At 66.7% G+C, this 23,412-nt stretch carries 19 protein-coding genes; 11 read left to right on the top strand and 8 right to left on the bottom strand.

Translation table 11 applies throughout. From position 1 onward, the window contains the following. Window positions 1–111 precede the first annotated feature (111 nt). From AB0D34_RS08520 to AB0D34_RS08495, 6 genes are all read right to left on the bottom strand, one after another. A complete protein-coding gene (locus AB0D34_RS08520) occupies window positions 112–3,285 on the bottom strand; it encodes a hypothetical protein (protein WP_362658475.1) in 3,174 nt (1,057 codons plus the stop codon). 66 nt (window positions 3,286–3,351) lie between these two features. Next, a complete protein-coding gene (locus AB0D34_RS08515; protein ID WP_362658472.1) occupies window positions 3,352–3,585 on the bottom strand; it encodes a hypothetical protein in 234 nt (77 codons plus the stop codon). A gap of 7 nt (window positions 3,586–3,592) precedes the next feature. Beyond that, complete coding sequence (locus tag AB0D34_RS08510; RefSeq protein WP_362658469.1) at window positions 3,593–5,434, bottom strand: phage/plasmid primase, P4 family; 1,842 nt, start codon at window positions 5,432–5,434, stop codon at window positions 3,593–3,595. Between the two features lie 1,338 nt (window positions 5,435–6,772). After that, window positions 6,773–7,165, bottom strand: coding sequence for a hypothetical protein (locus AB0D34_RS08505; protein WP_362658466.1), 393 nt, complete (start codon window positions 7,163–7,165; stop codon window positions 6,773–6,775). A 181-nt stretch (window positions 7,166–7,346) separates the two neighbouring features. Continuing rightward, window positions 7,347–8,150: a CPBP family intramembrane glutamic endopeptidase gene (locus AB0D34_RS08500; protein WP_362658463.1), complete on the bottom strand. Its 804-nt coding sequence runs from the start codon at window positions 8,148–8,150 to the stop codon at window positions 7,347–7,349. A 20-nt stretch (window positions 8,151–8,170) separates the two neighbouring features. After that, a complete protein-coding gene (locus AB0D34_RS08495; protein WP_362658461.1) occupies window positions 8,171–10,024 on the bottom strand; it encodes a DHH family phosphoesterase in 1,854 nt (617 codons plus the stop codon). 207 nt (window positions 10,025–10,231) lie between these two features. On the opposite strand from AB0D34_RS08495, the gene AB0D34_RS08490 reads away from it, so the two are divergent. Then, entirely contained in the window at window positions 10,232–10,567 is a 336-nt protein-coding gene (locus AB0D34_RS08490) for an Lsr2 family protein (protein ID WP_362658458.1), read from the top strand. Between the two features lie 88 nt (window positions 10,568–10,655). Here AB0D34_RS08490 and AB0D34_RS08485 read toward each other — a convergent pair whose 3' ends face one another. Together AB0D34_RS08485 and AB0D34_RS08480 are read right to left on the bottom strand one after the other, a co-directional pair. Next, window positions 10,656–11,150, bottom strand: a complete 495-nt coding sequence (locus AB0D34_RS08485) for an SLOG family protein (protein WP_362658455.1) — start codon at window positions 11,148–11,150, stop codon at window positions 10,656–10,658. Window positions 11,151–11,259: 109 nt separating this feature from the next. Beyond that, window positions 11,260–11,565 carry a hypothetical protein gene (locus AB0D34_RS08480; RefSeq protein ID WP_362658453.1) on the bottom strand — a complete coding sequence of 102 codons (306 nt, stop codon included), beginning with the start codon at window positions 11,563–11,565 and terminating at the stop codon, window positions 11,260–11,262. A 2,036-nt stretch (window positions 11,566–13,601) separates the two neighbouring features. Here AB0D34_RS08480 and AB0D34_RS08475 point away from each other — a divergent pair. The 10 genes from AB0D34_RS08475 to AB0D34_RS08430 all read left to right on the top strand — a co-directional run bounded on the left by AB0D34_RS08475 (window position 13,602) and on the right by AB0D34_RS08430 (window position 23,233). Further along, entirely contained in the window at window positions 13,602–14,081 is a 480-nt protein-coding gene (locus AB0D34_RS08475; RefSeq protein ID WP_362658450.1) for a hypothetical protein, read from the top strand. A 58-nt stretch (window positions 14,082–14,139) separates the two neighbouring features. Beyond that, on the top strand, window positions 14,140–15,426 hold the full coding sequence (locus AB0D34_RS08470) for a ParM/StbA family protein (protein WP_362658448.1): 1,287 nt from the start codon (window positions 14,140–14,142) through the stop codon (window positions 15,424–15,426). A 315-nt stretch (window positions 15,427–15,741) separates the two neighbouring features. Next, a complete protein-coding gene (locus tag AB0D34_RS08465) occupies window positions 15,742–16,188 on the top strand; it encodes a hypothetical protein (protein WP_362658445.1) in 447 nt (148 codons plus the stop codon). Next, complete coding sequence (locus tag AB0D34_RS08460; protein WP_362658442.1) at window positions 16,185–16,808, top strand: hypothetical protein; 624 nt, start codon at window positions 16,185–16,187, stop codon at window positions 16,806–16,808. The genes AB0D34_RS08465 and AB0D34_RS08460 overlap by 4 nt, the downstream gene beginning before the upstream one ends. 131 nt (window positions 16,809–16,939) lie before the next feature. Beyond that, window positions 16,940–18,154: a recombinase family protein gene (locus AB0D34_RS08455; protein WP_362658439.1), complete on the top strand. Its 1,215-nt coding sequence runs from the start codon at window positions 16,940–16,942 to the stop codon at window positions 18,152–18,154. Then, window positions 18,151–18,543: a hypothetical protein gene (locus AB0D34_RS08450; RefSeq protein ID WP_362658436.1), complete on the top strand. Its 393-nt coding sequence runs from the start codon at window positions 18,151–18,153 to the stop codon at window positions 18,541–18,543. The genes AB0D34_RS08455 and AB0D34_RS08450 overlap by 4 nt, the downstream gene beginning before the upstream one ends. Before the next feature lie 133 nt (window positions 18,544–18,676). After that, window positions 18,677–19,435 (top strand): N-6 DNA methylase, encoded by a 759-nt coding sequence (locus tag AB0D34_RS08445; protein ID WP_362658433.1) that lies wholly within the window; start codon window positions 18,677–18,679, stop codon window positions 19,433–19,435. Beyond that, window positions 19,432–21,897 (top strand): hypothetical protein, encoded by a 2,466-nt coding sequence (locus tag AB0D34_RS08440; protein WP_362658431.1) that lies wholly within the window; start codon window positions 19,432–19,434, stop codon window positions 21,895–21,897. Before AB0D34_RS08445 ends, AB0D34_RS08440 begins: the two co-directional genes overlap by 4 nt. A gap of 86 nt (window positions 21,898–21,983) precedes the next feature. After that, a complete protein-coding gene (locus tag AB0D34_RS08435; protein ID WP_362658428.1) occupies window positions 21,984–22,283 on the top strand; it encodes a hypothetical protein in 300 nt (99 codons plus the stop codon). Between the two features lie 578 nt (window positions 22,284–22,861). Continuing rightward, a complete protein-coding gene (locus AB0D34_RS08430) occupies window positions 22,862–23,233 on the top strand; it encodes a hypothetical protein (RefSeq protein ID WP_362658426.1) in 372 nt (123 codons plus the stop codon). Window positions 23,234–23,412 lie beyond the last annotated feature (179 nt).

The following is a 23,412-nucleotide window of genomic DNA, read 5'->3' as shown; positions in this document are numbered from 1 at the left end:
TTGCCATGGCGAGCTGGACTCGCCTTCCTCTCAAATTCGACTCGGGCACCGAGCAGCGTCGTGTCGGCACGGCCCGGCACCCTGCGGTCCGATGGTGGTGCGGGGAGCTGATCAGGCGGCGTTCTTCCAGTTCTTGGTGAACGTCTCGTCGAGCATCCGGGTGTAGATGTCGAGATCGAGCGCTCCGATGAGCTGCTCGATCCGGGCGGCCGGGAGCGCGCGGAGGTCGTCGTTGACGACGATCACCGACCAGTGCGGGTCGATGCCGTTGATCCGGCGGATCACGACGTCCTGGTCATCGGGCAGCAGCGTCAGGCCGTCGGAGGTGCTGGCCTCGCTGCGGTTCTTCGCCCACCCGTGGTGGCGCAGGATCTCCAGCGCGATCGGGTCACGTCGCACCCCGGCGCTGCCGGACTCGCGCCGCTTGCTCTGGCTGGCCGGGTTCACCTTCCATGCGCCGGCGTTGTGCAGGCTCACGGCACCATCGGTGCCGTCGTGGACGATGAAGACCCGGTTGACCATCTGCAGGGCCCGCGGGTTCACCAGCTGCGCATCGGCGTCCGCGTTGTCGTCACGGTCGGGCCCGGCGCTGACCGGGTCGGCGGCGAACGGGTAGGTGATCGATCCACGCGAGGCGGCGAGGACGTTCTGGAACAGCAGCAGCGTCCGCACGGGATCGGCCGGGTCGATCGCCTCCTCGATCATCTTCCGGCCCAGCACGGGATCGAACGGCTCCGCGAGAGCCTCCTCTCCCCTGTTGGCGACGGTCTGCAGGTAGCGGGCCAGGGCGAAATCGATCACGGCCGGGTGGGCCAGCGACTTCGTCGGGGTAGGACCCGCATGGCAGGCCAGCGTCCCGCCGGAGGCGGTGATGATCGGGCTGTCGGCGACGCTCCGGTCCTCACTGGGCGACTCCAGCTCGAGCCGGTTGTTCGAGTCCTTACTGATGAGGAACATCAGCTCTGGTTCGATGTCGATGCCGATGGCGGCCTGCTGCTCGGCGAGCACCCGGTTGTTGGTGGTCTCATCGAAGCCGTTCTCGCCGCCGACGACGGAGTAGAGGCCGTCGGTGTTCGTCGAGATGATCCGCGCGCCGGCCAGCGTCTGGGCCTGCCCGATCCGCCAGCTGAACAGCTGGCCGATGATCCGCATCGAGATGGTGCGGTTGTTCATCCTGATCGGGGTCCGGTGCGCGGCGTCAGCAGCTCCAGAGGCCGAGTTGAGGATCAGCTTCGTGCCGTTGCGCAAGGTCGTGAGCCGGTCCTTCTCCTCGGCGGAGATCCCCGGCTTCTTCATCTCGAAGCCCAGGCGCTCCTTCTCGAAGAAGATCGTCGTGTAGCGGTCCTCGCCCAGCTCGGGATTGTAGAACGCCCTCATGTTGCGCAGCAGGTTCGGGTAGTAGCTCGTGAAGTCCTCGTGGACGACGAGGCCTGCCGAGGTCCGTGCGAACCTCGGGTGCAGCTTGGTGGACTTGTCGGCCTTCGCAGTGAACAGCGCGGGTGCCTTCCTCGCCGGCTCATCGCGATAGACGGCCCTGACCGTCGAGGTGACGGCCAGGACGACCTTGCCGTCGAGCACGGTCCCGTCGGCCAGGCGCACGTGCATCGCCTCGGTGTCCGGGCGCTGAGTGTCCAGCAGCTGGGCCGGATCCGGCACTTGGGCCTGTGCACGCGCGAGCTGCTCAGCCTGGTCCGGGTCGTCCTTCTTCGGCTTGCGGTACTTCACCTTTTTCGGGTCCGAGCCCAGCAGCACGAGCCGCTTGTCGACGGTCGTGCCGTCGGGCAGCGCGAGCAGGTTGTGCTGGCGCTTGGCCTCGGCGACGAAGTCCTTCGCGTCCGGGTAGAAGAGCTTGGCGAGGCCGATCATGGCTGCCTGTTCTCGGTACTCGAAGGAGTCGGCGTCGAAGACTGTCATGTCCGCTTCCGCGCCGTGGATGCCGCCTGTGCTGAACGTGGCGAAGCACGACGACGGGGAGGCGTCACGGTGGAAGTAGGGCACGTTGTTCGGTGTCTTCGGCAGCTCGCGCAAGGACTTGGCCGGGAGGTCGAACAGGTCGCGGTACTCCTCGGAGTCGTTGAAGTTCTGCCCCTCGATCGAGCGGTAGTAGTTGACGACCTGCATGAACTGGCGGTGCGCCTTCGCCTGTGCCGGCGTTGCGGCTGGGTCCTTGGCAGGGTCGGGGGCCACGTTCTCCTCGAAGAAGTGCACGCACTCGTCGAGTACGTTGACCTGGGAGATGCCCTGCTCCTCGGCCACCTCCTTGGCCGGATAGAGGAACGACACGGCCTCGATGTCGTTCAGCGAGGTGTACGGCGCGAGGATGCGGCCGACGAACTTCGCCGAGGACGAGTCGATGGTCAGGCGGTCCCGGCGCACCGAGCCGTTCTTGGCGTAGACGGTTTCGGAGTACTTCGCCAGTAGGCTGGCCTTGAGGTCGAAGTTGCTGGCGTAGGCCGGGTGCTGGAAGAGCTGGGCCAGGCCCAGACAGTCGGAGACGTTGTAGGCCAGCAGCTCGTAGAGATCCTCGATCGCGGCGATCGAGGTGTCGTGGCTGAGTTTTTCGGACTCCTTGATCTGGCGGCCGAGCATCCCGAGCAGGCGCTTGAGGCTCACCTTGGTCTGCAGCTCGTTGAGACGGGCGACGTCCAGGTGCCGGCCCGAGTGCATCATGGCGCGGCGGATCTTGGCGGCCGGGCCGTCCCAGCCGAGGTAGCCGGGCATGTACTCGATGTGCTCGTTGAACAGCTTGTCGTTGTGCTCGCGCATCTCGCGCGCGGTGGTCGGCTGGACAAGACGACCGGAGTGCGGAGCCGGGAAGGTCTCCATCAGGTACAGCGCGAGCATGGTCATGTCGTAGTTCAGCGAGTTGTACCCGGCCAGGAACGGGTGCTTCAGCGGGTCGTACTCGGGATCCGTGTCGCAGACCGGGCGCAGGCTCGCCGGATAGGACGAGACCTCGCTGCGGTCGTTGACCTGGTCGGCGTTCGAGAGGCCCATCAGCTCGGCGAGGCGGAGGTTGCCCAGCTCGCCGCGCAGGTTCCACAGCTGGACGCTCACCGCGGGCAGGCCCGGGTTGGAGCGCACCACGGCTTCATAGAGCGCCTGCGGGTCCACCGCGTCGGAGAGCTGCTGGTCGTCGGCGAGAAAGAAGATCTCCAGGTCGTCGACGGCTCTGTCGGACCACGGGGTGTAGGCGCACAGGGTGAAGACGTCCGGCAACGACTCGATGTCGTAGAAGGTGAAGCGCGCCTTCGAGGCCGTGACGGGTGTCCGCTGTGTGGTCATGATGGGGAACTCTTTTCGTCGGTCCGACCATCACGGCCGGTGTCTGGGGAGGAGGCGCGCGTGGCCTCAGAGGGAGTCGTGAGGAGAGCGCCGGCGCGGGGTATCCATGCGCCGGGACGCCTCCCTCATGAGCCGGGCCTTCTCCACGGGGTCAGCCGTGATCTGCGAGCGGACGATGAGGTTGGTGATCCGCTGCTCGCGCGCGACCTCGGACATCGCCGTGATCAGGCGGCCCTGGCCACGGGCGAGTTCGAGTACGGCCTGGGTGAGTTCGCCGAGTGCGCCAGCAGTTTTAGCCATGGGTGCATCAGTCCTGTTCGTCAGTGGTGTCGTCGGTCGGGGCGGATGCGCCCGTGTGCCGGAGCAGTCCGCGGTAGTTGGCCTGCAGCGCCGGCTGGGATTTCTTCTTCGGGTCGCTGCCGGTGTAGCTCGGGTGCATCCACTTCTTCAGCTCGTACTCGGCGATGAGCACCTCGGGGGTGTGCATCATCTGGCCGGGCCGGATCTTGCGGTTCTTGTCCGGGCAGTGCCACAGGGCATCCGGCCGGACGATCGCCACGAGGTCGGTGATGAACTGCTTGTTGCTCACCGGCGAGCCCGACGGCGAGACGTCGGCGAACCAGGCCTTGTACAGGTCGTAGAGGAACGTGAACGGTGCCAGGTCCCAGACCAGCCGCCCGCGGAACTCTTCCCAGAAGGCGCGCACGGGGTCGTTGGCCTCCTTGTACTCGGCCAGGACCGCCTTGGTCGCCACCGGCTCTGAGAGCTGGTAGTAGTCACCCGGAGATGACGCGCCGGCGCGGTTGACCGCGTACCAGAAGACGTACTCCAGGACCTCGCGGCGCTGGAGGTAGTCGTCCTTGATGTACTTCTTCTCGGCTCCGGTGAAGCTCTTGGTGAAGGGCACGAAGAGCTGCCGGCGGTAGAACGACTCGGACTTGTCCTTCACGCGCGGGAACTCGTTCAGGCACTGGACCATGAAGCCGAAGAACTGGTAGGCGATCGGCATCCGGTACTTGCGGTTGATCTGGATGACGTCGTTGGTCACGATCGCCTTCAGGTTGGCCGCCTTGTCGATGAAGGTGCCGACGTCGTTCTCGTCGACGATGATCGCGTTGGCGCGCACCAGCGGTTCGAGCGCGAAGTCCTTACCGAAGTCCGAGAGCGGAATCGAGGTATGCGCGCCGCTGCCGACGAGGTTGCGCATGAGCGCGCAGAGCGTGCCCTTACCGTTGTTGCCCTGCTCGGAGTAGAACCAGGCAGTCTTGCCCCAGCGCACGTGCGGCCGGATGATCGCGCCGATGATCTCCCAGATCAGGTCGGCGAGGCCCTCGTCACCGGACTGGTCAAAGAGCTCTTCGATCCAGGCAACGACTTCCCAGTCTCCGTCCCCGGGGTGCGTGATGACCTGCTGCGGGGCGTCGTCCACGTAGTCGACATCGTTCTTGGTCAGCAGCACGATGGCGGGGTCGAAGGGGTGGACCTGCTTGGGCTCGAAGTGGAAGTCCTTGCCGAAGATCGTGACGTCCAGCGGCTCGGTGCCGTAGAAGACGATGCCGTTGCGCGCGGCGATGAAGTCGCGGTTCGTGCTCTGGTGCCGGCGCGGGCTGTCCTCGCGCAGGACGGCCAGGACCTCGGCGAACTCCTTGAGGGTCAGCTGGGTGTTGTACATGCGCGCCGTCGTGCGGATGTCGTCCTCGCTGGTGGTGTACGTCCCACGCGCGCGGCCCGTGGCCTGGTACATCGCCAGCAGGTCGTACTCGCGGTCGGTGTCCTTGGCGTTGGGCGCGATGCGGATGACGTGGTGCAGACGCAGGAGGATCTGCGCGACCTGCCAGTACGTCAGATATCTCGGCAGGGGGTACTTCTCGGCGGCCATGGACGCCTTGAAGTTCTCGGCCTTGATGACGCCGCCCACGATCGCCAGCAGCTCCTTCTCCAGCACGCGAGGCGTCGGAGGATCGGTCGGGTCGATCTGGTCGAGGTAGGCGGCGGTGACGTAGGTGACAATCTCGTTCTGCGGAGCCATGTCGTCGCGGTTCGAGAAGTACCCCATGACGCTGGCCAGGACGTCGGCGACGGGGTTGGTGCGCGGTCCGGCGCTGGAACCGGCGACAGGTACGGATGTGGGGGCATCAAGAGGCGTCATGTTGCTGCTTTCTCGATCGTGATCGAGTTCCTGCCGGCGATGAGTGGGAAGCCGATTGGACTCGTAATCGAATGGAACGCGATCTTGACTCTATGTCATCAGAGTGTCCTTTCGCAACGATTGAGCTACCAGTCAACAAGAGAGCCGACTGAGGTCAGGGGTGGTTGTCAAGGGGGCCACGAAAGGGGCTTCGACAGGGACTGGAGAGGGCGCGCACGACCACCGCGGCTATGCCAGACGCGCCGCGAGCCTGGATGAGATGCGAGAAGCCAGTGACGCCGTGGGGCATGCACCCGACGGAGTCACTGGCTTCTCGTGCTCGACCACGCACCCGCGGGCGGCGTGAGCCGCCCGGCCTGTGGTCGAGGTTCGGAGGAGTTCTTCTGACCGGCCGAGCCCGCCGCCACCTGAGCATCAGCCGGACGCTGTCCAGGAGGGGCCCGAGGGTCACATACCCTCTAGGGGTATGTGTGACATGTACCACTTGACGTGGTACACCTGTTTCCCAGGTCAGAGCAGGAATTTCGGAGTTCAAGAGCAGGGTGTACCACGTGGCATTTTCTACGCGGTACAGGTGTTTGCCCAGGTCAGGCGAGGTTTACATACCCCCTGTACCACTTGTACCAGGAAACAGAGACTAGATACACGCGCAGGGGGGATATGAGAGCAGACTGGCGAGCTGGGGCTGGAGCTGTCTGGATTGCTCCCGAACGCGTCCCCTAAGTAAACGGTCAAAAAGACGTGGTACTCGTGGTACATGGGCGGGAAACGCTGGTTGACCAGGCGAAACGTCGTACCACGTCGGCGCTCCCACGTGGTACACCCGATGTGGGAAAGAGCCTCGCGGTACAGGTGTTTGCCCAGGTCAGACGGTTTTCAGGGGTGTACCACGTCTCGTGGTACAACTGGGCAGCCCGGAAGCCTGGCGTACTCCCCTGACGACCAAGTCGAGGCAGACTTCCGCGCCGAGCCGCAGTGCGGCCCCAGGCGGCGCGGCCGCGCCTCAGCGGGACTGGAAGCCGCATGGAACATCCCCGGCGCCCCGAGGCTCGCAGAAGACTCCTGACCTGCCCTCCGAGCGCGAGCCAGAACTCCGTCCGAGTCGTTCGCCCATGAGGCTCCACTGGAAGCGAGAGGGCATTGGACTGACATTCGCTGCTCATTGCGAGTGATCCACGACAGCTGCTATCGTTGATGCCAGGTGATCGATGTTGCACTGGAACGTGAAAACAGAGAGGCCGGAGAGCATCCCCGTGGGAAGGGAGCTCTCCGGCCTCTTTGCATGTGCTGATGAGTGCGAGGCGTGGATGGCGCGAATCACCCAGGGGTGACCGTGCCTCAGCCTCGCTGGCATCCCGCATTGGGGGACTCGGGACTGCGGCTACGGGATCGCTCGTCTGCTTCGACGACGTAGAGGATCTCGTAGGAAATCGTGGTGTTGAGGTTGAGCCGATTCTTGCTCTGGCTCTTCTCCATCGTGATCTTGCGGAAGCCGCGAACGGACTCAGCGCGATCGAAGAACCGGCGCAGCCTCGCGTTCACTCGCTCACGGGCCTGTTCGGCCGTGATGCCCATGTCGGAGACGACGAAGACGTGCGTGTGACCGCGATCGAAGGTGGGCTTCTCACCAGTGTCGAGGTCCAGACGGATCTTCGCACGGCTGATGTCGAGCGTGTCGGGACGGACGAGCTGTCCTCGTGAGTCGTACGTGCAGGTGCTGACGATAGCCATGATGAGATCCTCTCCTCTCCTGATGAGTATGACTGCATAGTTACTTTCAGTCACACCCCCGGTGACCGGATCACCCCGGTCACCACGAGCATGCCCTCCGCACGAGGGACCGGCGGCTGAAAGGCCGCCGGGTCCCGCACGGAGGGCACCATCGTTTTTCAGAAGAGGCTAAGTACCTCGCTCACCGCATCGCGGACTCGCCTCCCGCGCCCGGGACTGCGCCAGGCGCAGTCCCGCCGGCGACCCACCGGTAGAGCCCCAAGGCACAACCAGCGAAGGCAAGGCACAGGAGCACCGCGGACGCGGGATTCGCCAGAGCGCCGAGCGCCTGGGCTGGGACGAGGGCCGCAGCGAGGTTGAAGCCCAGGTGCAGGAGCACGCAGGGCCACAGCACGCGCGTGTGCTCGTAGACCAGGGCCAGGAGCACCGCCAGCGGCAGGGTCGAGGCGAACTGCACGGCGTTGCCGTGCACCAGGCCGAACACCACCGCGGTGACCAGCGTCGAGGCGAGGATGCTCACCCGCTTGCGCAGCAACGGGTAGATCAGCCCTCGGAACAGGGCCTCCTCCCCCGCGGGAGCCGCGACCAGGGTGAGCAGCAGGGTCGCCAGGGCTCCAGCCGCGTGCCTGGTCTGGTTCGACGCGTCGAAGCCTGCGGACCCGGCCGTGACGTAGATCCACAAGGCCAGCGACTGCCCGGCGAGGAAGGCCAGGACCGCGCAGCCGACGACGGTCCACCCGAAGCCTGGGATCTCCGGCCTCGGCCGCGGGGCCGGCGCATGCGCGAGCCACCGGGGCCGCTGGATCCTCACCGAACCGACCAGGACGACAACAAGCATGCCCAGGACGGCGGTCGCGACGATCGGCTCTCCGATGAGGAAGACTGTGACGGTGCCGAGACCGAGGTAGACCGCGACGGCGGCGAACGGCACGAGGACGCACCACCCGATGCTGAGCAGACGCGAGGTGATCGGTGACGTCGTCAAGGTCTCCTCCTTCATGGATCTCAAGCAGCCGTGGTGATCTGCTCGTTGATGACGGCCTGGACGCGGGTGTCACCGCGGAAGGTGTTCAGCTGCAACGTCGCCGTGAAACGCAGCGTCCCGAGCTCGGTGCGGCTGGCGCGCTGCACGAAGCCCCGGAGCACGTCGAACCTCTCCTCGGCGACGTTCCACCACAGGCAGGACAGGCCGGACCGGGTGACCAGGCGCAGGTGCTGCGATTCGGATCCGATCCGGTCCACACGCAGGCCCAGGGGCTCGATCGCGATCTCGACGACCGGCGCGGTGAAACCGTGCCCGAAGGGCTTGAGCCCCTCGGTCCGGCGCACCAGCTCGAACAACGGCTGCAGATCCTCGAGGCCGGCGTCGCAGTCGGCGTCCGGGCCGAGCACGAGATCACCGTTCGGGCCATCGGTGCTGACGGCGAGCAGGGCGACCTGGGTGGCCTCCTGCAGCACGGCGACGAGGTCGCCCAGCTTCTCGGCTTTCGCGACGCGGACGCCGCAGGCCTGCTGGTGTCCGATGGCGCTGAGTCCGTCGTGCGGTTCCAGGCTGGTGATGATGTCGAACCACCCCGGCGCGCGACCGGAGCCGCTGACGAAATCGTCGGGGCTGACGGGACGGTTGATGACGACGACCGGGTGGCCGTTGAGCTCCATCATCCGGTTGGCCAGCAGCCCGTACATGCCCGGGTAGGCGTCCGAGAAGTACACCCACGGGGCCAAGGGCTGGTCCCCGGTGGTGAGTTCTTCCATGTGTTCGATGACCAGCTGCTTGCGCAGCTCGTTGCTCCCGATCACCTGGTGGGCGGCCCTGAGCTTGACGTCAGCACCGGCGGCCGTGAACACCGCGAAGCACGGCTCAAGCGAGGCCCCCGTACGGCGCGGGCTGTTCATCGCCGGGGCGAGGTAGAAGCCGAAGAAGCCCTCGTCGAGGTCGTCGACCTCTCGGATCTTGCCAATCTGCGCGAAGGCCTTGAGCACGATCGCGAAGCCCTCGAAGGCCCGGAGGAAGACCGGGTGGTGCGGCTCGGTGCGCAGCAGCTGCATCAGGATCGACTGCTCGACGTCGATGGCATCGGGATCAGCGTCGAACCCACCCCAGGGATTGGGGATCGTCTTCGGCGCGGCGACGCGCAGCAGGCGGGCGATCGAGATGGCGTCGCGCACCAGCTGGCGGTTCTCGTACAGCACGGGCATGACGTCGGAGACGGTGCCCAGGCCGGCGAACAGGCGCAGCAGGTGGATCTCCCAGAGCTTCTCGGGCCGGTGCACGCGGGTGTAGGCCTCGATCACCTGGTAGAGCACGTGGGCACCGCAGATCCCGGTGTGGGCGTAGGTCTCGTCGATCCGGCACGGGTCGACGGTGATGTCCGCGGTCGAGCCCGGCGCGAGCTCCTCGTGGTGATCGGTCACCAGTGTCGTCCAGCCAAGGGCACGCGCGGCGGCGATACCGCGGTGGGAGTTCACTCCCCCGTCGCAGGTGAGCAGGACCCGGATGGCGGGCCACTTTGCGTGGATCTCGGCGATGTCCTCGGGTGTGAGCTCGTGGCCGCGGCGGTAGTCGGGCAGGTGCAGCTCGACGTCGAAGCCGAGCTCGGACAGGCCGGCGTAGCCGAGGACACCGGAGGAGATGCCGTCCATGTCGAAGTCGGGGGCGATGGTGATCTTCTTGCCCGTGGTCCGGGCGTCATGAAGGGCCTCGACCATCTCGGCCAGGTCCAGGAGCTCGTCGTGCTCGGTGGACTCGATCTCCTTCAGGTACTGATCCGACCAGCCCCTGCGCTGGCACAGCAGCTCGAAGAGGTCGGTGTCCTCGTCGGTGAGCGATTGGTCGTCGACGGTGTGGAGCGTGGACATGGCGGGGACCTCTCGATCGGGGTTGTTGGTCGGTGGAGAAGGGGGTATGTGGCACCCCTCAATTGCTGTGATTTTAGCAGTAGCATTCGCTTCTTCTGCTCATTTAGCAGTGTCCCTGAGTCTCATTCGGGTTCTAAATGGCACACTTATCTCGAATGACCGCGACAGACTTTCCAAGGTCCTTGCGTATCGGCTACTCTCGCTGGTATGGCCATTCGAAGCATTGTCGAGTCAGATCTCAGCGGTAAGCCGGATGCGGCTACCGTGACCTTCGGCTTGGGTGACACCTGGTACGAAGTCGACCTCACCGCTGAGGAGCAGAAAGGCCTTGAGGATGCGCTGAAGTCGTACCTGGACGTCAGCCGGAAAGCCGGGAAGCCGGCGCCCAAGAAGCGAGTCGTGCCCGAGACGACTGCCGAGGAGCGCGACAAGATCCGTGAGTGGGCCAAGAAGGAGGGCTATGAGTTCGCCGAACGGGGACGCATCCCGAAGAAGGTCATGAAGGCCTATGACGAGGCACACGACATCGATCGGAGCAAGTAGCGCTGAGCCTGGTGTTCGCCTCCCGGCCGACTCCTCCCATCCGTCCTTGAAGGGCCCCGCAGCACACTGCAGGGCCCTTCGTGCGTCTTCAGAACGGCGGCAGCGACGGATGGAGCACGGTGGCCGTCTCGATCCCCGCGGCTCGCGCGCGAGCCCTGCAGTGGATCGTGCCGTGCGAGAAGTGCCCCGGCGTATGCGGCATGAGCTGCTCCTGGCCTCGCTGCGGGCATCCGGGCTTCCGGCAGAGGTCGAGGAAGGCCGTGCACAGCACCTGAGCCCCGGCCTCGCGGAAGACCTGGGCGGCGTCGACCATCTCCTGGTTGCGCTGGAAGCCGGCTCGCTTCCCATGAGCCGACCAGGCGGCGGGGAAGGTGCGGATCTCGAAGCCGGCGGCCCGCCACAGGCGCTCGGCCATGGCGTCGGCACCCTCGGGGCAATGCCCCGAGATGAGTACCGGCCGGGTGATGTTCTCCGCTCCCCAGTCGCGCCAGGCGTCATTGAACGCCGAGCGCATGCTCTGCTCGTCGTTCCAGCTGCGGGAACCGGTGACGAGGACGACATGCGAGAACGATTCTGGAATCATTTCAGCAATCATTCGAGTCTCCTCTCCTTGTGACTCGGCGGTCTCCACAGCTGGAGTCGAGAGCTGTGGCCACGATGTCTGGACAGGCGGCGGCCTGCATGTCGCTGGCTCATACCGGTCGGCTGGTACTGGGCTCGATGACGGTCAGGTCCTTCTCCCGGTGGAGCTCGACACGGATCTGATCGTCATCACACATCGGCATGAGGTGGACGGTGTACATCCCGTCATCGCTGTGGGAGACGTGCACGGCGACGACGGTGCCGTTCTCGCCGTTGGTGAAGTCGACGTTGCCGATGTCCCTGGCTTCGCCCGAGCGCATCACCTCGGCGACGGCTTCGCTGTTCGGTTGCCACAACTTCGGCTCGCAGCGGGCTCTGGTGTCGTAGGGCGAGATTTCGGGCTGGGACTGCGTCATGGTGGTGCCTCTTCGTGGACTCGGGTGCGGGTGGCGACCATCGAGTGCGGACCCCGGTGGGGTCCGTGTGATCTCGATGTTCGACCCAGCTCCCGTGCCAGCTTTGCTGGCTGACGCCCCGGAAGATCTTGCTGGCGTGATCTGCTCCCGGATGGATCGCGTACCGAGCCGTCGCACGGGTCGTCACTTCCCGCCGGAGCCAGGCGCGCAGCGCCAGGCGATCCACCACTGCTGCACCCTTTGCCGCTGTCCACATCTGTGGACAACTGCAGCGGGGCAGTGGCGGGGTTTCGTCTCTCAAGCGCAGCGCTGGGCATAGCCGGAGGGAGCGCCAGCGACCGACGGACCGGCGAGCGAAGCGAGCGGTGGAACCCGTCGGCTATGCCGACTAACACGTCCTCGGAGCGCAGCGGAGAGGCCGAGCGAAGCGAGGGTCCGCAGGACACGTGTTATCAGGTTCCCTTATGCCCTTTTGCTTTCTTGTCGTCGTTGTCGCTGTTCCACGGCTGGAGCCTTAGCGGAAGCCTGGAACATCAGGGGAAACGGTCCGTACCCTCTTGATCCGTACCCCTCCCCCTTTTCCGCGTAGCGGGTGTACGGGTCCGGCTGTTTCGCCTGGTCATCGCAGCTTCTGGCTGTACTGCTTTTTCGACGTCCGTGATACGGCCGTACCCCACGCTGATCCGTCCTCGTGAGGCACGAGCGAGGCGGGGGTACGGGTCCGCTCCCGACGGGGCACAGCCCCGGTTCATCGCCCTGCTGCCGTCGGCGACACCGCCTTCGCCGCACCACGGATCCGTCCTCCCGCGACAGGACAACGCTCTCCTCCACCGCTCGCTGCGGCGGCGCAGCCGGCCTCGCCCCGTCGCGTTGTGCTGGCTGCACCGACGTGGATTCACCTCGCTCCGGTGGTTGCTCCGGTGCTGCCGCGGCAGAGTGCCATCACCTCACGCACCGCGTCCGAGGTGGGCGTTCGGCACTACCTTGTCGTCGCACGATCCGGCCCCGGGATGTGCTCCGTCTTGCGCTTGCGCGGCAAGCCCGGGGTGGTCCTTCGTGGACGCACCAGAAGAAGAGTGGCCGGACTGCTGCGATCAGCTGACCATCGCGCAGCGAGCAGCTGCAGCTTCATCGGGCTGTTGTCGTCTTCCTCCAGGAGCCTTTGCTGCGGAAGCAAGTCGTTCCCCGCTCGCTCGGTGCGTGCGGGGACCTATTCCCCCTTCGCACCTTCACCCTCTGCTCGACCAGGACGGCCCGATGGCACCCCTGTACAGACCGCCGCAACAGCATCGTGCCGACGGCTCACCGGCCGGTGTGCTGATCTCGCTCCGCCGGCGCTTCCGTGGCTGCGCTGCCATGCCCACCGACAGGCTCTCGCGAGGGGCACAGACAGGCTTTTCGAACCCATGGAACAGCGTCCCCCGCGTGTCTCTGGGGCGACTCATCGGGACACGCGGGGGACGCGACTGGGACACACATAGGACACCGATTGATGCCGGTGTACCTCTTGGAGTTCTGCCCACGTCCTCACGGTGTCTCGCGCGCGCCCTGTCAGTGCCACACTGGCGTCGCACACAGAGCCTGCGAAGTACTCACCTGTGCAGGGATGCCGGGTGGCGTCTCCCGGGAGGCGCCACAGGGACGCCAATAGAACCTCATCCGCACTTCGCTGCGCCTCTCCTGGATCAGTGTCGGCACCTCAGGTGTCTCGCAGGTGTCCCGGGTGAGCACCTGCTGCGTCGCAGTTGGGGCGCTGAGGCGTACGGTGCCGGCGGCCTGCGTGCGGTCTCCCCTGATGGAGGCATGGGGGTGTCTCACAAGTGCCCCTGCCGGTACTCGACAGGGACTCGGACAGCGTCTCCCTTGCGTATCAAATAGGGCTTGCATAGGACTCGATAGGGGCACTAGAGTGAGCTCGCGTTGGTTCGCATTCGAGAGCAAACGCGTAGGACGGTGAGTCCATATGGCACAGCGAGAGGCATCCGGCGAACGACCGGATGAAGCGCAGGTACGAGGGTCGGAGCGAGGTGAGGGCAATGGCGAATCAGCCGGGTGAACCTCGTAAGATCCGCTGGACCGTGCCCGCTGCCGACACCTCGGTGATCGAGTGGCTCGATCAGCAGGAGAACATCTCGCAGTCGCTGCGACTGCTCATTCGGGAGTCCATTCAGCGCGACGGATACATCGACGTCTTCTACAAGCCCGTTGATCAGCTACCGCGTCGCGGCCGACCGCCGCTGGAGAGCATCGAGCAGCGCGAGGACGACGAGGCAGTCATCGAGCGTCGTCCGACCGCCAGGCCGGTTCAGCCACAGCCCGCAGGCGCCGACGAGGTCGAGGTCGATCCAGAGGCCATCGCCGAGAAGACAGCACCAGCGCCGGTAGCCCAGCCCGAGCCGGTTCCCGCACCGGTTGAGACGGCCGAGGAGCCCGCGGCAAGCGCGCCCAGCTCTCCACCGCCGGAGCCGCCAAAGCAGGCATCCATCGACGAAATCATGGCGAGTACTCGGCGCTGAGTGACGCGGTGAATTTCATTTTCCAGGCAGACACCACAGATACCGAGGGATCGAATTCATGAGCGCCAACAGCAACGACCTCATCACTCTCACCGGCGGCATCGACGTCGGCAATGGCTACGTCAAGGGCGTCATCCAGAACACGAAGCAGGGGACTTTCGACGAGATCGATTTGCCCAGCGCGGTCGTCTCGACTTCCCGTACCTCTCCGAAGGTGCCGCTCCCCGACGCGGATGCGGCCTCCGTGCTGGCCGGCGACTTCTACAATCAGATCGACTGCTCGCTCACCACTCCCCTGGTGGCGGCCAGCGACCGCCGGATCTTCGGCCGCGCAGCGCTGTCTGTGCGCGGCTCGAAGTTCACCGAGTTCGAGGTGCTGGGCAAGCACTCCAAGGCCGATCAGGAGTTGAGCAAGGTTCTGGTCCTGGGTGTCTTCGCCGCGAAGGCCCTGCGCGACTACGTCCGCGAGAACGGCGCGCTGCCCGATCACGAACTGCGCGTGCAGGTGCGCGCCGGCCTGGCGTTGCCGATCTCGGAGTTCGTCGCGCGTCGCCACGCCTACGCCGCCGAGTTCATCGGCCTGCTGGGCAGCGCGGATCCGACGGTACACCTGGTGACGATCAAGAACTTCAGCACCCCGGTCTCGGTGCGCCTGCAGTTCGTCGACGTGCAGGTGATGGCCGAGGGTGCCTCCGCCCAGTTCGCCATCACCGATAAAGGCGAGCCGCTCGCACAGGCCTTGCTCGATGATCTGCGCGCCCGTGACGCGTCCCTCGTGGAAGGTGTCTCTGCCTCCGATCTGGTGGCGGTGCAGAACACCATCGGCGTCGACGTCGGCGAGGGCACCGTGAACTTCCCGGTCTTCACCGACGGCCGGTTCAACCCCGAGGCTGCCGACACCCTCGAGGAGGGCTACGGCACCGCGCTGATGAATGCCATGGAGCGCATGAGCGAGTCGGACGCCACGCTGCTGTTCTCCTCGCGCAAGCAGCTGGCCGACTTCCTGCACGCGGAGCCGTCGGTGCTGGTGAAGAACCGTCACCAGCGCGCCTCTGGCTTCGTCGAGGACGAGGCCAGCTACCTGGTCGACGAGATCGTCTCCTCCTTCGGTGACGTCCTCTCCCAGGCCGGCGCGACGACCGAAGTCGTCTACGTCTACGGCGGCGGCTCGGGCCCGATCAAGCACCTGCTGCACCCGGCGCTGCTGAAGGCCGCCGGCGACGTGCCCGTGCTCTACCTCGACTCGAGCTACTCGCGGCACCTGAACCGCGAGGGCCTGTACATCGCGGCGCGCCACGTCGAGCAGCAGGCCCTCGCTGCGAAGCCCGCGGGCAAGCGCAGTTAACGAGGTGGCTTGATGTGTGAGGCACTGGATGCGACCTCGAAGGCCGAGGCCGGGAAGACCGGCGACTTCGTCCTCGGTGAGCCCGGGCGCTCAACGAGGCCGGGACAGCGACGCGAAGCCACTGTGGCTGCCACGAGTACGCACGAACCACCGGCCCGCATCGCACGCGGCTCCGGCTCGCTGGGCCGGCTCGGCCCGTGACGTACCAGGTCATCCACCACGCTGTGAAACGCGGTTGTGACCGTGACGCTGTCGAGACCGTGACCTTCACTCACGTCGAGCGCATCGCCCGACTGCAAGACGGGAGAACTAGGCATGGAGATCGGCAAGCTCACATCAGCGGCCGTTGAAGCCCTCCAGCACCGTGAATTCACCGGCAAGGCCGTCACCTCCGTCACGGTCGAACCGACCAGGGGTGACTCGGGCTGGATCAGCTACGAGGACACCGCCCTCGTCACCTACCACGACGGCGAGACCCAGAACCTCAACATCCGCGACACCGCGCTCTCTGCCGCCCTGGAGCAGCACGCGCACGACGAAGCCGAACTCGGATCCGTGCCGACTGTGGTCATGTCGCCCCGAACAACCGGGTCCGCTGCGAGGAGCATCCCGGCGTGCACATCGAGACCGTCGCATGCCGATGGCCGCACAACGTCACCGCAGACGGGGACTATCCGCAGGTTGGTCATCCCTACCGCGTCACCGACTGACTGCCGCCGACACGCTCCAATTCACCACCCAGGTCCAGGAGAAGAGACGTGATCACGGAACCCACCCTTGACGAACTGGGCACGGATGAGCTGCACGCCTTGATGACCGAGGCAATCCGCGAACTGCCCGAGACGAACCCGGTGCGCAGGCTCTGGGCGCGCTTGGACGAGATCCTTACCGCAGGTGGCCTCGAGTGCTTGTCGGCTCCCTGGGACGGGTACAGCGAACCGGAGGGCGAGGAGCGTGCTCCCGCCGCCAACAACGGCTGTCTCCGCTCTGCTGTCACCGATGGGGTTGGCGCTGCTATCCGTAGCGTTCACCAGCGCGGGTACGAGGTTGCCCTGCCCCTGGAACTGCTGGAGTTCCTCACCGGCGGCGCCGAGACCGCCGCGGTGGGTGAGTCCGAGGCACTCCCCCGGGATGACTTCGAGGTCGTCAACTCCGCGCTCAGCGACAACTGCCAGGTGGCCGAGGGCTTGCGGTGCACGAAGTGCAGCACCATCACTACCCAGGCTGGACACGAGGGGCAGGGGTGGACGCTGGCACGCCTCGATCTCATGGCCGACCGCCACCGGTGCTCACCTCGGGTCCCCGACACCGGCAGTTCCCTGGATGAGGTCCAGGACTTCCGACCTCGTCCCGCCCAACTGGACGCACGGGGTGACGTTTGATCCGGAGCCGCCAACCGTATGTCCAGGATTCCTGGAACCCGTGCGCCTACGCCGCACGGTGAACGCCCCCCATGGTGGCCGCCGCGGCCTCAGCAGAGCACCACTGTCCGCTCCGAGTCCGTAGGAACGTCATGACCAACCCGTTCGCCCCGCCCATCGACCTCAGCCACCTGCCGAACTACCGGCAGGCCGACACACGTCCTCGCCGGGCGGTGTTCCTCGGCCGTGTCTCCACCAAGGACCGGCAGCTTCCCGCCTCGTCCATCCCGCGGCAAGTCGTCCTCGCCGCTGAACGCCTCGATCCGGGTGAAGAATTCGTAGCGCACTTCTGGGATGTGGAGTCCGGGATGTTGCCCACGCACTTGAGGGGCCTGGGACCACAAGAGATGTACGACGGGCTCGGTGTTCCAACGCCCCGGGACGGCGGCCTCCAAGACCTCGTGGACCGTGCAGAGCAGATGGGCGTCACGCACGTCCTGGCCGAACGTTCCGACCGCGTGGCACGTGCCATGCTGACCAGCCTGACCGTGGAACACGAGCTGGAGCGCCTCGGGGCAGAGGTGATCTACGCCAACGAGCCGACGGGCGGCACCGAGTCGGGCCGGCTGCGTACCCGCAGGTACGGGCAGGCCGAGGCGGAGATCTACCGCGCGACGATGATCGAGATGTCGATGGGCGGCCAGTTCCAGCACGCCATCAACGGATGGAACCACGGCTACCCTCCCTACCCCTACGTCGCGGTGATCGACGAGGATGCCCCGGTTCGGGGGCAGGGCCGGTTCGGTGAGATGCGGCCGAAGAAGAAGCTCGTTCCGCATCCCGACGAACGCCGGTTCGACGCCGCCCGGGAACTGTGCCGCCTCCGGCGCGAGGAGCACCTGAAGGGCCCGGACATCGTCGCGATCCTCAAGGCGGAGCCCGACCGGTACCCGATCGACGGCGAGTGGACCTACAACAGGGTCGAGGGTCTGGTCGCGAACCCGAAGCTGACTGGATATCAGGTGTACAACCGGCGGGCGAACCGCACCGGCCGCGCCGGGTTCTCGCGGCGCAACCCCATTTCCCAGTGGGTGTGGTCGCCGAAGGTCGTGCACAAGCCGGTGGTGAGTCTGGAGGAGTGGACGCGGGCCCAGGAGGTCACCGCAGGACTACGCGTGGGCGTCGAAGGCGGACCGCTGCTGCGGATCCGGGCCGCGGCCTCCCGGCTCGGGGTCACCGTCACTGCGGTCAGCAGCAGCGCCACGCACACGCTGTACCGGATCGGGAACCGGCAGATCGTCCTGCCCTCCCCGGTGCCGGACACGCTCGTCCAGCAGGTCATCGAGGACTTGAGGAGCGCGGAGTGAGCGAAACCATTGAGGGCCAGGCCCACCGGCGCGGCCGGACCTGGGTGACCCACCTTGCCGAGCACGGTGTTTACGCACACGGGCGGACGCTACGGGCGACGGAGACGAACGCCGTGGAGGGGCTCGAACTCGTCGGCGTGAGTGCAGCGGTCACGCTCACCCCGGTGACACCGGAGCTGCAGACGCTCCGGGCCGCCGATGACGCCCGCGAACAGGCCCTGCGTGCCGCGGTGCACGCCCTGGCCCTGCGCCGTACCACGAGGCGCGACATCGCCATCGCAACACGGGCACCGGCCTGGCTGGTGAAACAGATCCTCGCCGAGCAGGCGAAGAAGGACGACTCACAGCCCCCCGCTGAATCAGCCACGACAGCCGAGGGCACGGTATGACTCACGGACGCCCGTACGGGTTCCTGCGGGCCCGCCGCTCAAGGTGCCTGGAACCTGCACGTCTTTCCTTTCGATCCGGAGGCCCACCGTGTCGTCCGGACTCCGAGGCTCCGGCTGTTGTGGTGCCGAGCGCATGAGCGGCTACCGGGAGATCGTGAAGCTGTTGGCGGCGAACACCGGCGCGAGGCGGATGAGTGAGGTCTTCGACAACTTCGTCGAGATGGTGGCGCTGGCGATGCGTAACGCCGTGGACGTCCGCGGGAGCGAGATCTGGCAGGCGCGCGAGGCTCAGTACCTCCAGATCGCCGGCCGTTACGACCGCGCCGAGCTGGACCGCTTCGCGCACGCCCTGGCTCTGGTGACCACAGAGATGGAGCGCGAGCCCTGCGACGTACTCGGCCGCCTCTACATGGAGTTGGAGCTCGGCAACGAGCGGCTCGGCCAGTACTACACGCCCTATGACATCGCCCAGCTGATGGCCGCGACGCAGATCGACACGGTGGTCGAGCAGGTGCAGCGGGGTGGCTTCGCCGATGTCTATGAACCCACCTGCGGCGCGGGCGCGTTCATGGTTGCTCTGTCGCAGGCGATGCTCGAGCACGGTCTGAACCCACAGACGCAGCTGCATGTGACGGCAGAGGACATAGCACCGCAGGCCATGCACATGATCTATATCCACCTGACACTGCTCCACATCCCCGCGGTGGTACGTCGGTCCGACGTCCTCACGCTGGAAATCTTCGAGACGTGGCCCACTCCAGCCCATGTCCTGGGCGGCTGGAGTCGGAGGCTCTGGCTGGGCCAGGCCGTCAGTGGATCACGGCGGATGAGGATCGTGTCACCTCAGGAGACCACCGAAAAGCCAGCTGCTGCTCTGGAGGTGCAGCGATGACGATTTCTGACGTCGAGAACGACGACGTTCCGGCCTGGCGCGGGTCGGCTGTCTCCGCGCCGGTCACCGGGCACGCCCCCGGCACGGCCGACGGCCGGACGCTCATTCGGCAATCTGCGCGCGAGGGGGGCGCTCTGGCGCACCGCAAGACGACGGCCGCCCCCTTCGGGGCGGCCCCCTGCTCCCGGCTGGCGCTGGTCCCTAGCCCCCAGGTCGCGGCCGGCTCGCAGGGTCCGGACAGCGACGCCGCGCGGACCATGGCCGCTCTCGGTTGGAGCGCTGCGTTCGTGGCGACGGTCCGCCTGGCCGCAGCCGGTGGTTTGAAGGCCGACGGTTCCGGGTTTCGCGCGGTGGATGCGGACGGCCGTACGGGCCGGCGGGTCAAGAGTGAGCGGGTGTGGCTACTCGCCCGCTGCGGATACCTCGCGCGTCACTCGTCGGGCTTGGTCGTGGCGACAGAGGACGGATACGAGGCGCTCAGGCTCGCCGAGGCTGCCGGGCCGGGCGTGCTGCGCGATGAGGCCGACGTCATGGCGTCCGTTCGCAAGGCCCGCCGTGCCCGCCAGTGGGACAGCCTCGGCGGGCAGGACGCGCACGCCTTGCCGGTGCTCCCCGGGGGTGGTGAGGAACGCCGCCGCCTGGCCGTCGCCCGCAAGTGCGCGGAGCGGGCGGCCGTCGAGGCGGAGAAGACGCGCAAGCGCACCGAGGCGCTGATGAGGCGTGCGCGGATCCGGGACCGCCGGGAGGCCCAGCGTGAGGCGGCCCGGGAGGCGGAGGCCAGGGCGCCGCGCCGGTGCTGCAGGGGGGTGTGGCCGATGGAACGGCGGTGCGGGGAGTGCCGGGAACTGGCAGCGCGGGGGATTGAGGACTTCCCCGCTCTTCCGGCAGGCAGCACGAACACACAGCAGAGCAGCCACGACGCGATCGGCAGCCCGTCCGTGATCGACGGCGAGTTCCTGGTTGAAGACGTCCGGAACATCGTCCGCAGGCACGCCGACGGTGAGCCGGTGGCCGTCCCGGTCGTTGCGTCCGCCCCCGAGCCGTCCGCGGCCGACGACGGCAACAAGGCCGAGCCGATGGCCGTTGGTGAGGCGTACAGCGGTAAGGCGTTCGCCCGAGCCGCCGCGTTCGACCTGGCGCAGACCCGTTGGGGTGTCGAGTGCACCCGGCACGCCCCGGTGACGGTGTGGGTGGACAAGGTCGGCGACGGAACCGAGTACGAGAGCGCGGCGATGCAGTTCGACAACCGGGTCGACGCCGAGCTCGCCGCCCAGCTGCACGCCCACGACCACGCGCGCCGTGATGAGGGTGTGGTCACACCGGCCGAGATCGAGCAGGCCGCGGCCCTGAGCTTCTCCCGCGACCAGTGGCGGGCGCTGGGCTGGATCCGTGAGGGCAAGGTCCAGGAGACGCGCTGGGGGTTCAAGGCGTACGACGTCAGCCCGGACCGTGCCGACGTGTCGGCCCGTATCAAACGGAACCGTATCCCGGCGCTGTGGTCGGCCGGGTACGTGAAGGTGTTCGCCGTGGCGCCTGGCGTGCGCGCCTTCGGCCTCACGGAGGACGGGGAGCGGGCTTACCGCCTGTGGTCCCGGGTGATGAAGGCGGAGGCCGTCACTGAGCCGGAGACCGACACCGCCCACAACGGCGTGAAGGGACAGCCGTACCGGCTGCTGTCCGCTCGTCAGTACTGGCCGGGGGAAACGCCGGTGGACGAGGAGATTGAGAAGGCCGAGAAGGCGGCGGCCGAGGAGAAGGCGGCCCGCCTTGATGAGGAGTCCAAGCGACTCCCGGCAGAAGCGGTCGCGCTCATCTCCGAGGCCGAGAAGTCCGGCCGGTGGACGTCGCGCACCCTGGTTCACCCAGCGAGTGCAGCCGTGGTGCAAGTCCACGACGTGAACGAGGACCGCGGCCGGGTCGTGCGGATGCTTTGGGAGTGGACGCCGGACGGCTGGGAGTTCTCCACGGGCGGCACGCTCGACGGAAAGGGGGACCGAACCGAACTCAAGGCGATGTCAGAGGCCCGCGCGTGGGTACTCGACGCTGTGATGTTCGTGGGCGACGATGTCACCTCCGATGAGGACGACGACCAGGCCGACGGCGGCGAACTCCTCCATGTCTCTCGCGAGTTCATCCCCACCGCAACCCCGGGCACCGATGCCGAGATCATCGAGATTGCCGCCGCTGGTCTGCTGTGGCAGCACGACGGCAACAAGTTCGCGCACGCCGGACGCACGGTCAGCCCCGAGCGGGTGCTGGTGCTGATCGAGGCCGGGACGCTGTACCGCTCCGCTGACGGGCGCGTATACCCCGTCAATGACGACAAGGCCGAAGAGACCGAGCGCCCCGTCAGGATCGAGGCCGGCGCGGCGGCGCTCGCTCTGGTCGATCAGGCCACACCGTCCACTGGTCCGAGTGACACCGACGGGCCTGCAATTGCATCTGTTCGAGGGAGGCCCTGAGCGGGCGATTCGGGCTCCGGGCCGGTGAACGTCGCCCTCGCGCCCCGCGCCGGGTCCTACGGTCGGCCCATGCGGATGGACTCGACGTGCCGGACTGGATGGCGCACTGCGCCGAATGCTGCCGGATGTACCGGGGCGCGGTCGCCGCCTATGAGCTATCGAATCTGTGCTTCACCCTCGACGTGCCGCTGACCGACCTGCGCTCTGGTCTGTTCGCCCGCCACGTTCTGCAGGAGCACCGCAGGGGTGTGCCGACGGAGCCGCACCTTGACTGTGCACTGTGCGACCAGTACGCGTTCGACGACTCGGCCATCCTGCTGTTCCTCCGTGCCGAGCACCAGGCCCGTGCCCTGTTCCTGCCTGCGGACATCGAGATCCGCGGCTGAAGGAAGAGGCACGGCGCTCGCCGGGGGTTCGACCCTCTCGGTGGCACCGGAGGCGGTAGTCGTGGCAACCCGCAGGTTTGCCCCGCCTCACTCCAGGCTGTGTAGCTCCATACCCGGCAAGCCTGGCCCCCGTCGGGCAACCCGAATCGGCACCGCGCGACGCAAAGGCTCTGGGGCGGGCACCGTCCGGCCATCCAGTCCCCGTACCGAAGGATCACCCGTGTCCGACCCCGTTCCCTACCCCCCGCTCTCCCCCTGCTCGAGGAACACACCTGCACGCGGTGCACACGCCTACTGTGCGTGATGGTTGTCTGCTGGCGCCTCGCCTTGGCCCTGACCGTCGCCGTGCTCGTCGTCATCGCCCACGACCGCGGTGCCTCGACCGACACCACGCCCGCCCGTCGGTCACGGCTCCCGTCAACCCATCGCCCGGTGCCCCGCACACCAGCAGTCCGCCGGACCCGACCAGCACGGCCTGTAGCATCTTCGACCCGGAGTGTCCGGCACCGCCGAAGGCATCAGCGACGCCTGACCCCCACCAGCTCTGAGGACCGCGCCCCGCTGCGGAGAGGAGCCTCATGAGTCGCCGCCCGACGATGAACGAGGTCCGGCCAGTGGCGCACGCCTTCCTCGCCGCCTCCGCCGACGAGGCCGCTCCAGAGGACGCGGTCAACGCCGCGCTGCGCCTCGGGGGCGGCACCCGCGAGGGGCAGACGCACGTCAACCTTCTCCTGGCCCACGCCTTCGCCGACATCCTCGACGAGGAGTGCCCGCCCCAGTGGCGAAGCCCGCAGGGCGTACCCGACGTGGTGATGATCAACGCGATCGGCGAGGAGCACGATCTCGCCGCCCGCTACACCAAGGAGGAGGACGTCCAGGGCGCGCCCGTTACAGCTCGTCGCGCGCCGGCTCGAGTGGCCACCGCAAGGAGAGCGGCACATCGGGCTTAGGAGTCCCTGTAGAGGTGTACCAATCACCAAAGAGCGCGACGCCGGACAGGCAAAAACCTCATGATTGATCACATCTGGGGAGTGTGATGGATGGACTGCAAAAGCTCCCGACCCTCGCCTAATCAAGATCATAATTAGAGACAGTCATCTAGGGCTAGTAACGCACATCACAAAGTTAC

Origin of the sequence: Streptomyces sp. NPDC048420 (assembly GCF_040651535.1) — a bacterium.
Taxonomy (GTDB): domain Bacteria; phylum Actinomycetota; class Actinomycetes; order Streptomycetales; family Streptomycetaceae; genus Streptomyces.
This window is presented reverse-complemented; position numbering and strand designations above follow the sequence as displayed.

Excerpts from the sequence above, each read along its gene's own strand:
- AB0D34_RS08470 (WP_362658448.1), top strand. The coding sequence starts at position 14,140 with ATGAGCGCCAACAGCAACGACCTCATCACTCTCACCGGCGGCATCGAC.
- AB0D34_RS08455 (WP_362658439.1), top strand. The coding sequence starts at position 16,940 with ATGACCAACCCGTTCGCCCCGCCCATCGACCTCAGCCACCTGCCGAAC.
- AB0D34_RS08445 (WP_362658433.1), top strand. The coding sequence starts at position 18,677 with ATGAGCGGCTACCGGGAGATCGTGAAGCTGTTGGCGGCGAACACCGGC.
- AB0D34_RS08505 (WP_362658466.1), bottom strand. The coding sequence starts at position 7,165 with ATGGCTATCGTCAGCACCTGCACGTACGACTCACGAGGACAGCTCGTC.
- AB0D34_RS08510 (WP_362658469.1), bottom strand. The coding sequence starts at position 5,434 with ATGACGCCTCTTGATGCCCCCACATCCGTACCTGTCGCCGGTTCCAGC.
- AB0D34_RS08495 (WP_362658461.1), bottom strand. The coding sequence starts at position 10,024 with ATGTCCACGCTCCACACCGTCGACGACCAATCGCTCACCGACGAGGAC.
- AB0D34_RS08490 (WP_362658458.1), top strand. The coding sequence starts at position 10,232 with ATGGCCATTCGAAGCATTGTCGAGTCAGATCTCAGCGGTAAGCCGGAT.
- AB0D34_RS08515 (WP_362658472.1), bottom strand. The coding sequence starts at position 3,585 with ATGGCTAAAACTGCTGGCGCACTCGGCGAACTCACCCAGGCCGTACTC.
- AB0D34_RS08480 (WP_362658453.1), bottom strand. The coding sequence starts at position 11,565 with ATGACGCAGTCCCAGCCCGAAATCTCGCCCTACGACACCAGAGCCCGC.
- AB0D34_RS08520 (WP_362658475.1), bottom strand. The coding sequence starts at position 3,285 with ATGACCACACAGCGGACACCCGTCACGGCCTCGAAGGCGCGCTTCACC.
- AB0D34_RS08465 (WP_362658445.1), top strand. The coding sequence starts at position 15,742 with ATGGAGATCGGCAAGCTCACATCAGCGGCCGTTGAAGCCCTCCAGCAC.
- AB0D34_RS08430 (WP_362658426.1), top strand. The coding sequence starts at position 22,862 with ATGAGTCGCCGCCCGACGATGAACGAGGTCCGGCCAGTGGCGCACGCC.
- AB0D34_RS08475 (WP_362658450.1), top strand. The coding sequence starts at position 13,602 with ATGGCGAATCAGCCGGGTGAACCTCGTAAGATCCGCTGGACCGTGCCC.
- AB0D34_RS08440 (WP_362658431.1), top strand. The coding sequence starts at position 19,432 with ATGACGATTTCTGACGTCGAGAACGACGACGTTCCGGCCTGGCGCGGG.
- AB0D34_RS08485 (WP_362658455.1), bottom strand. The coding sequence starts at position 11,150 with ATGATTCCAGAATCGTTCTCGCATGTCGTCCTCGTCACCGGTTCCCGC.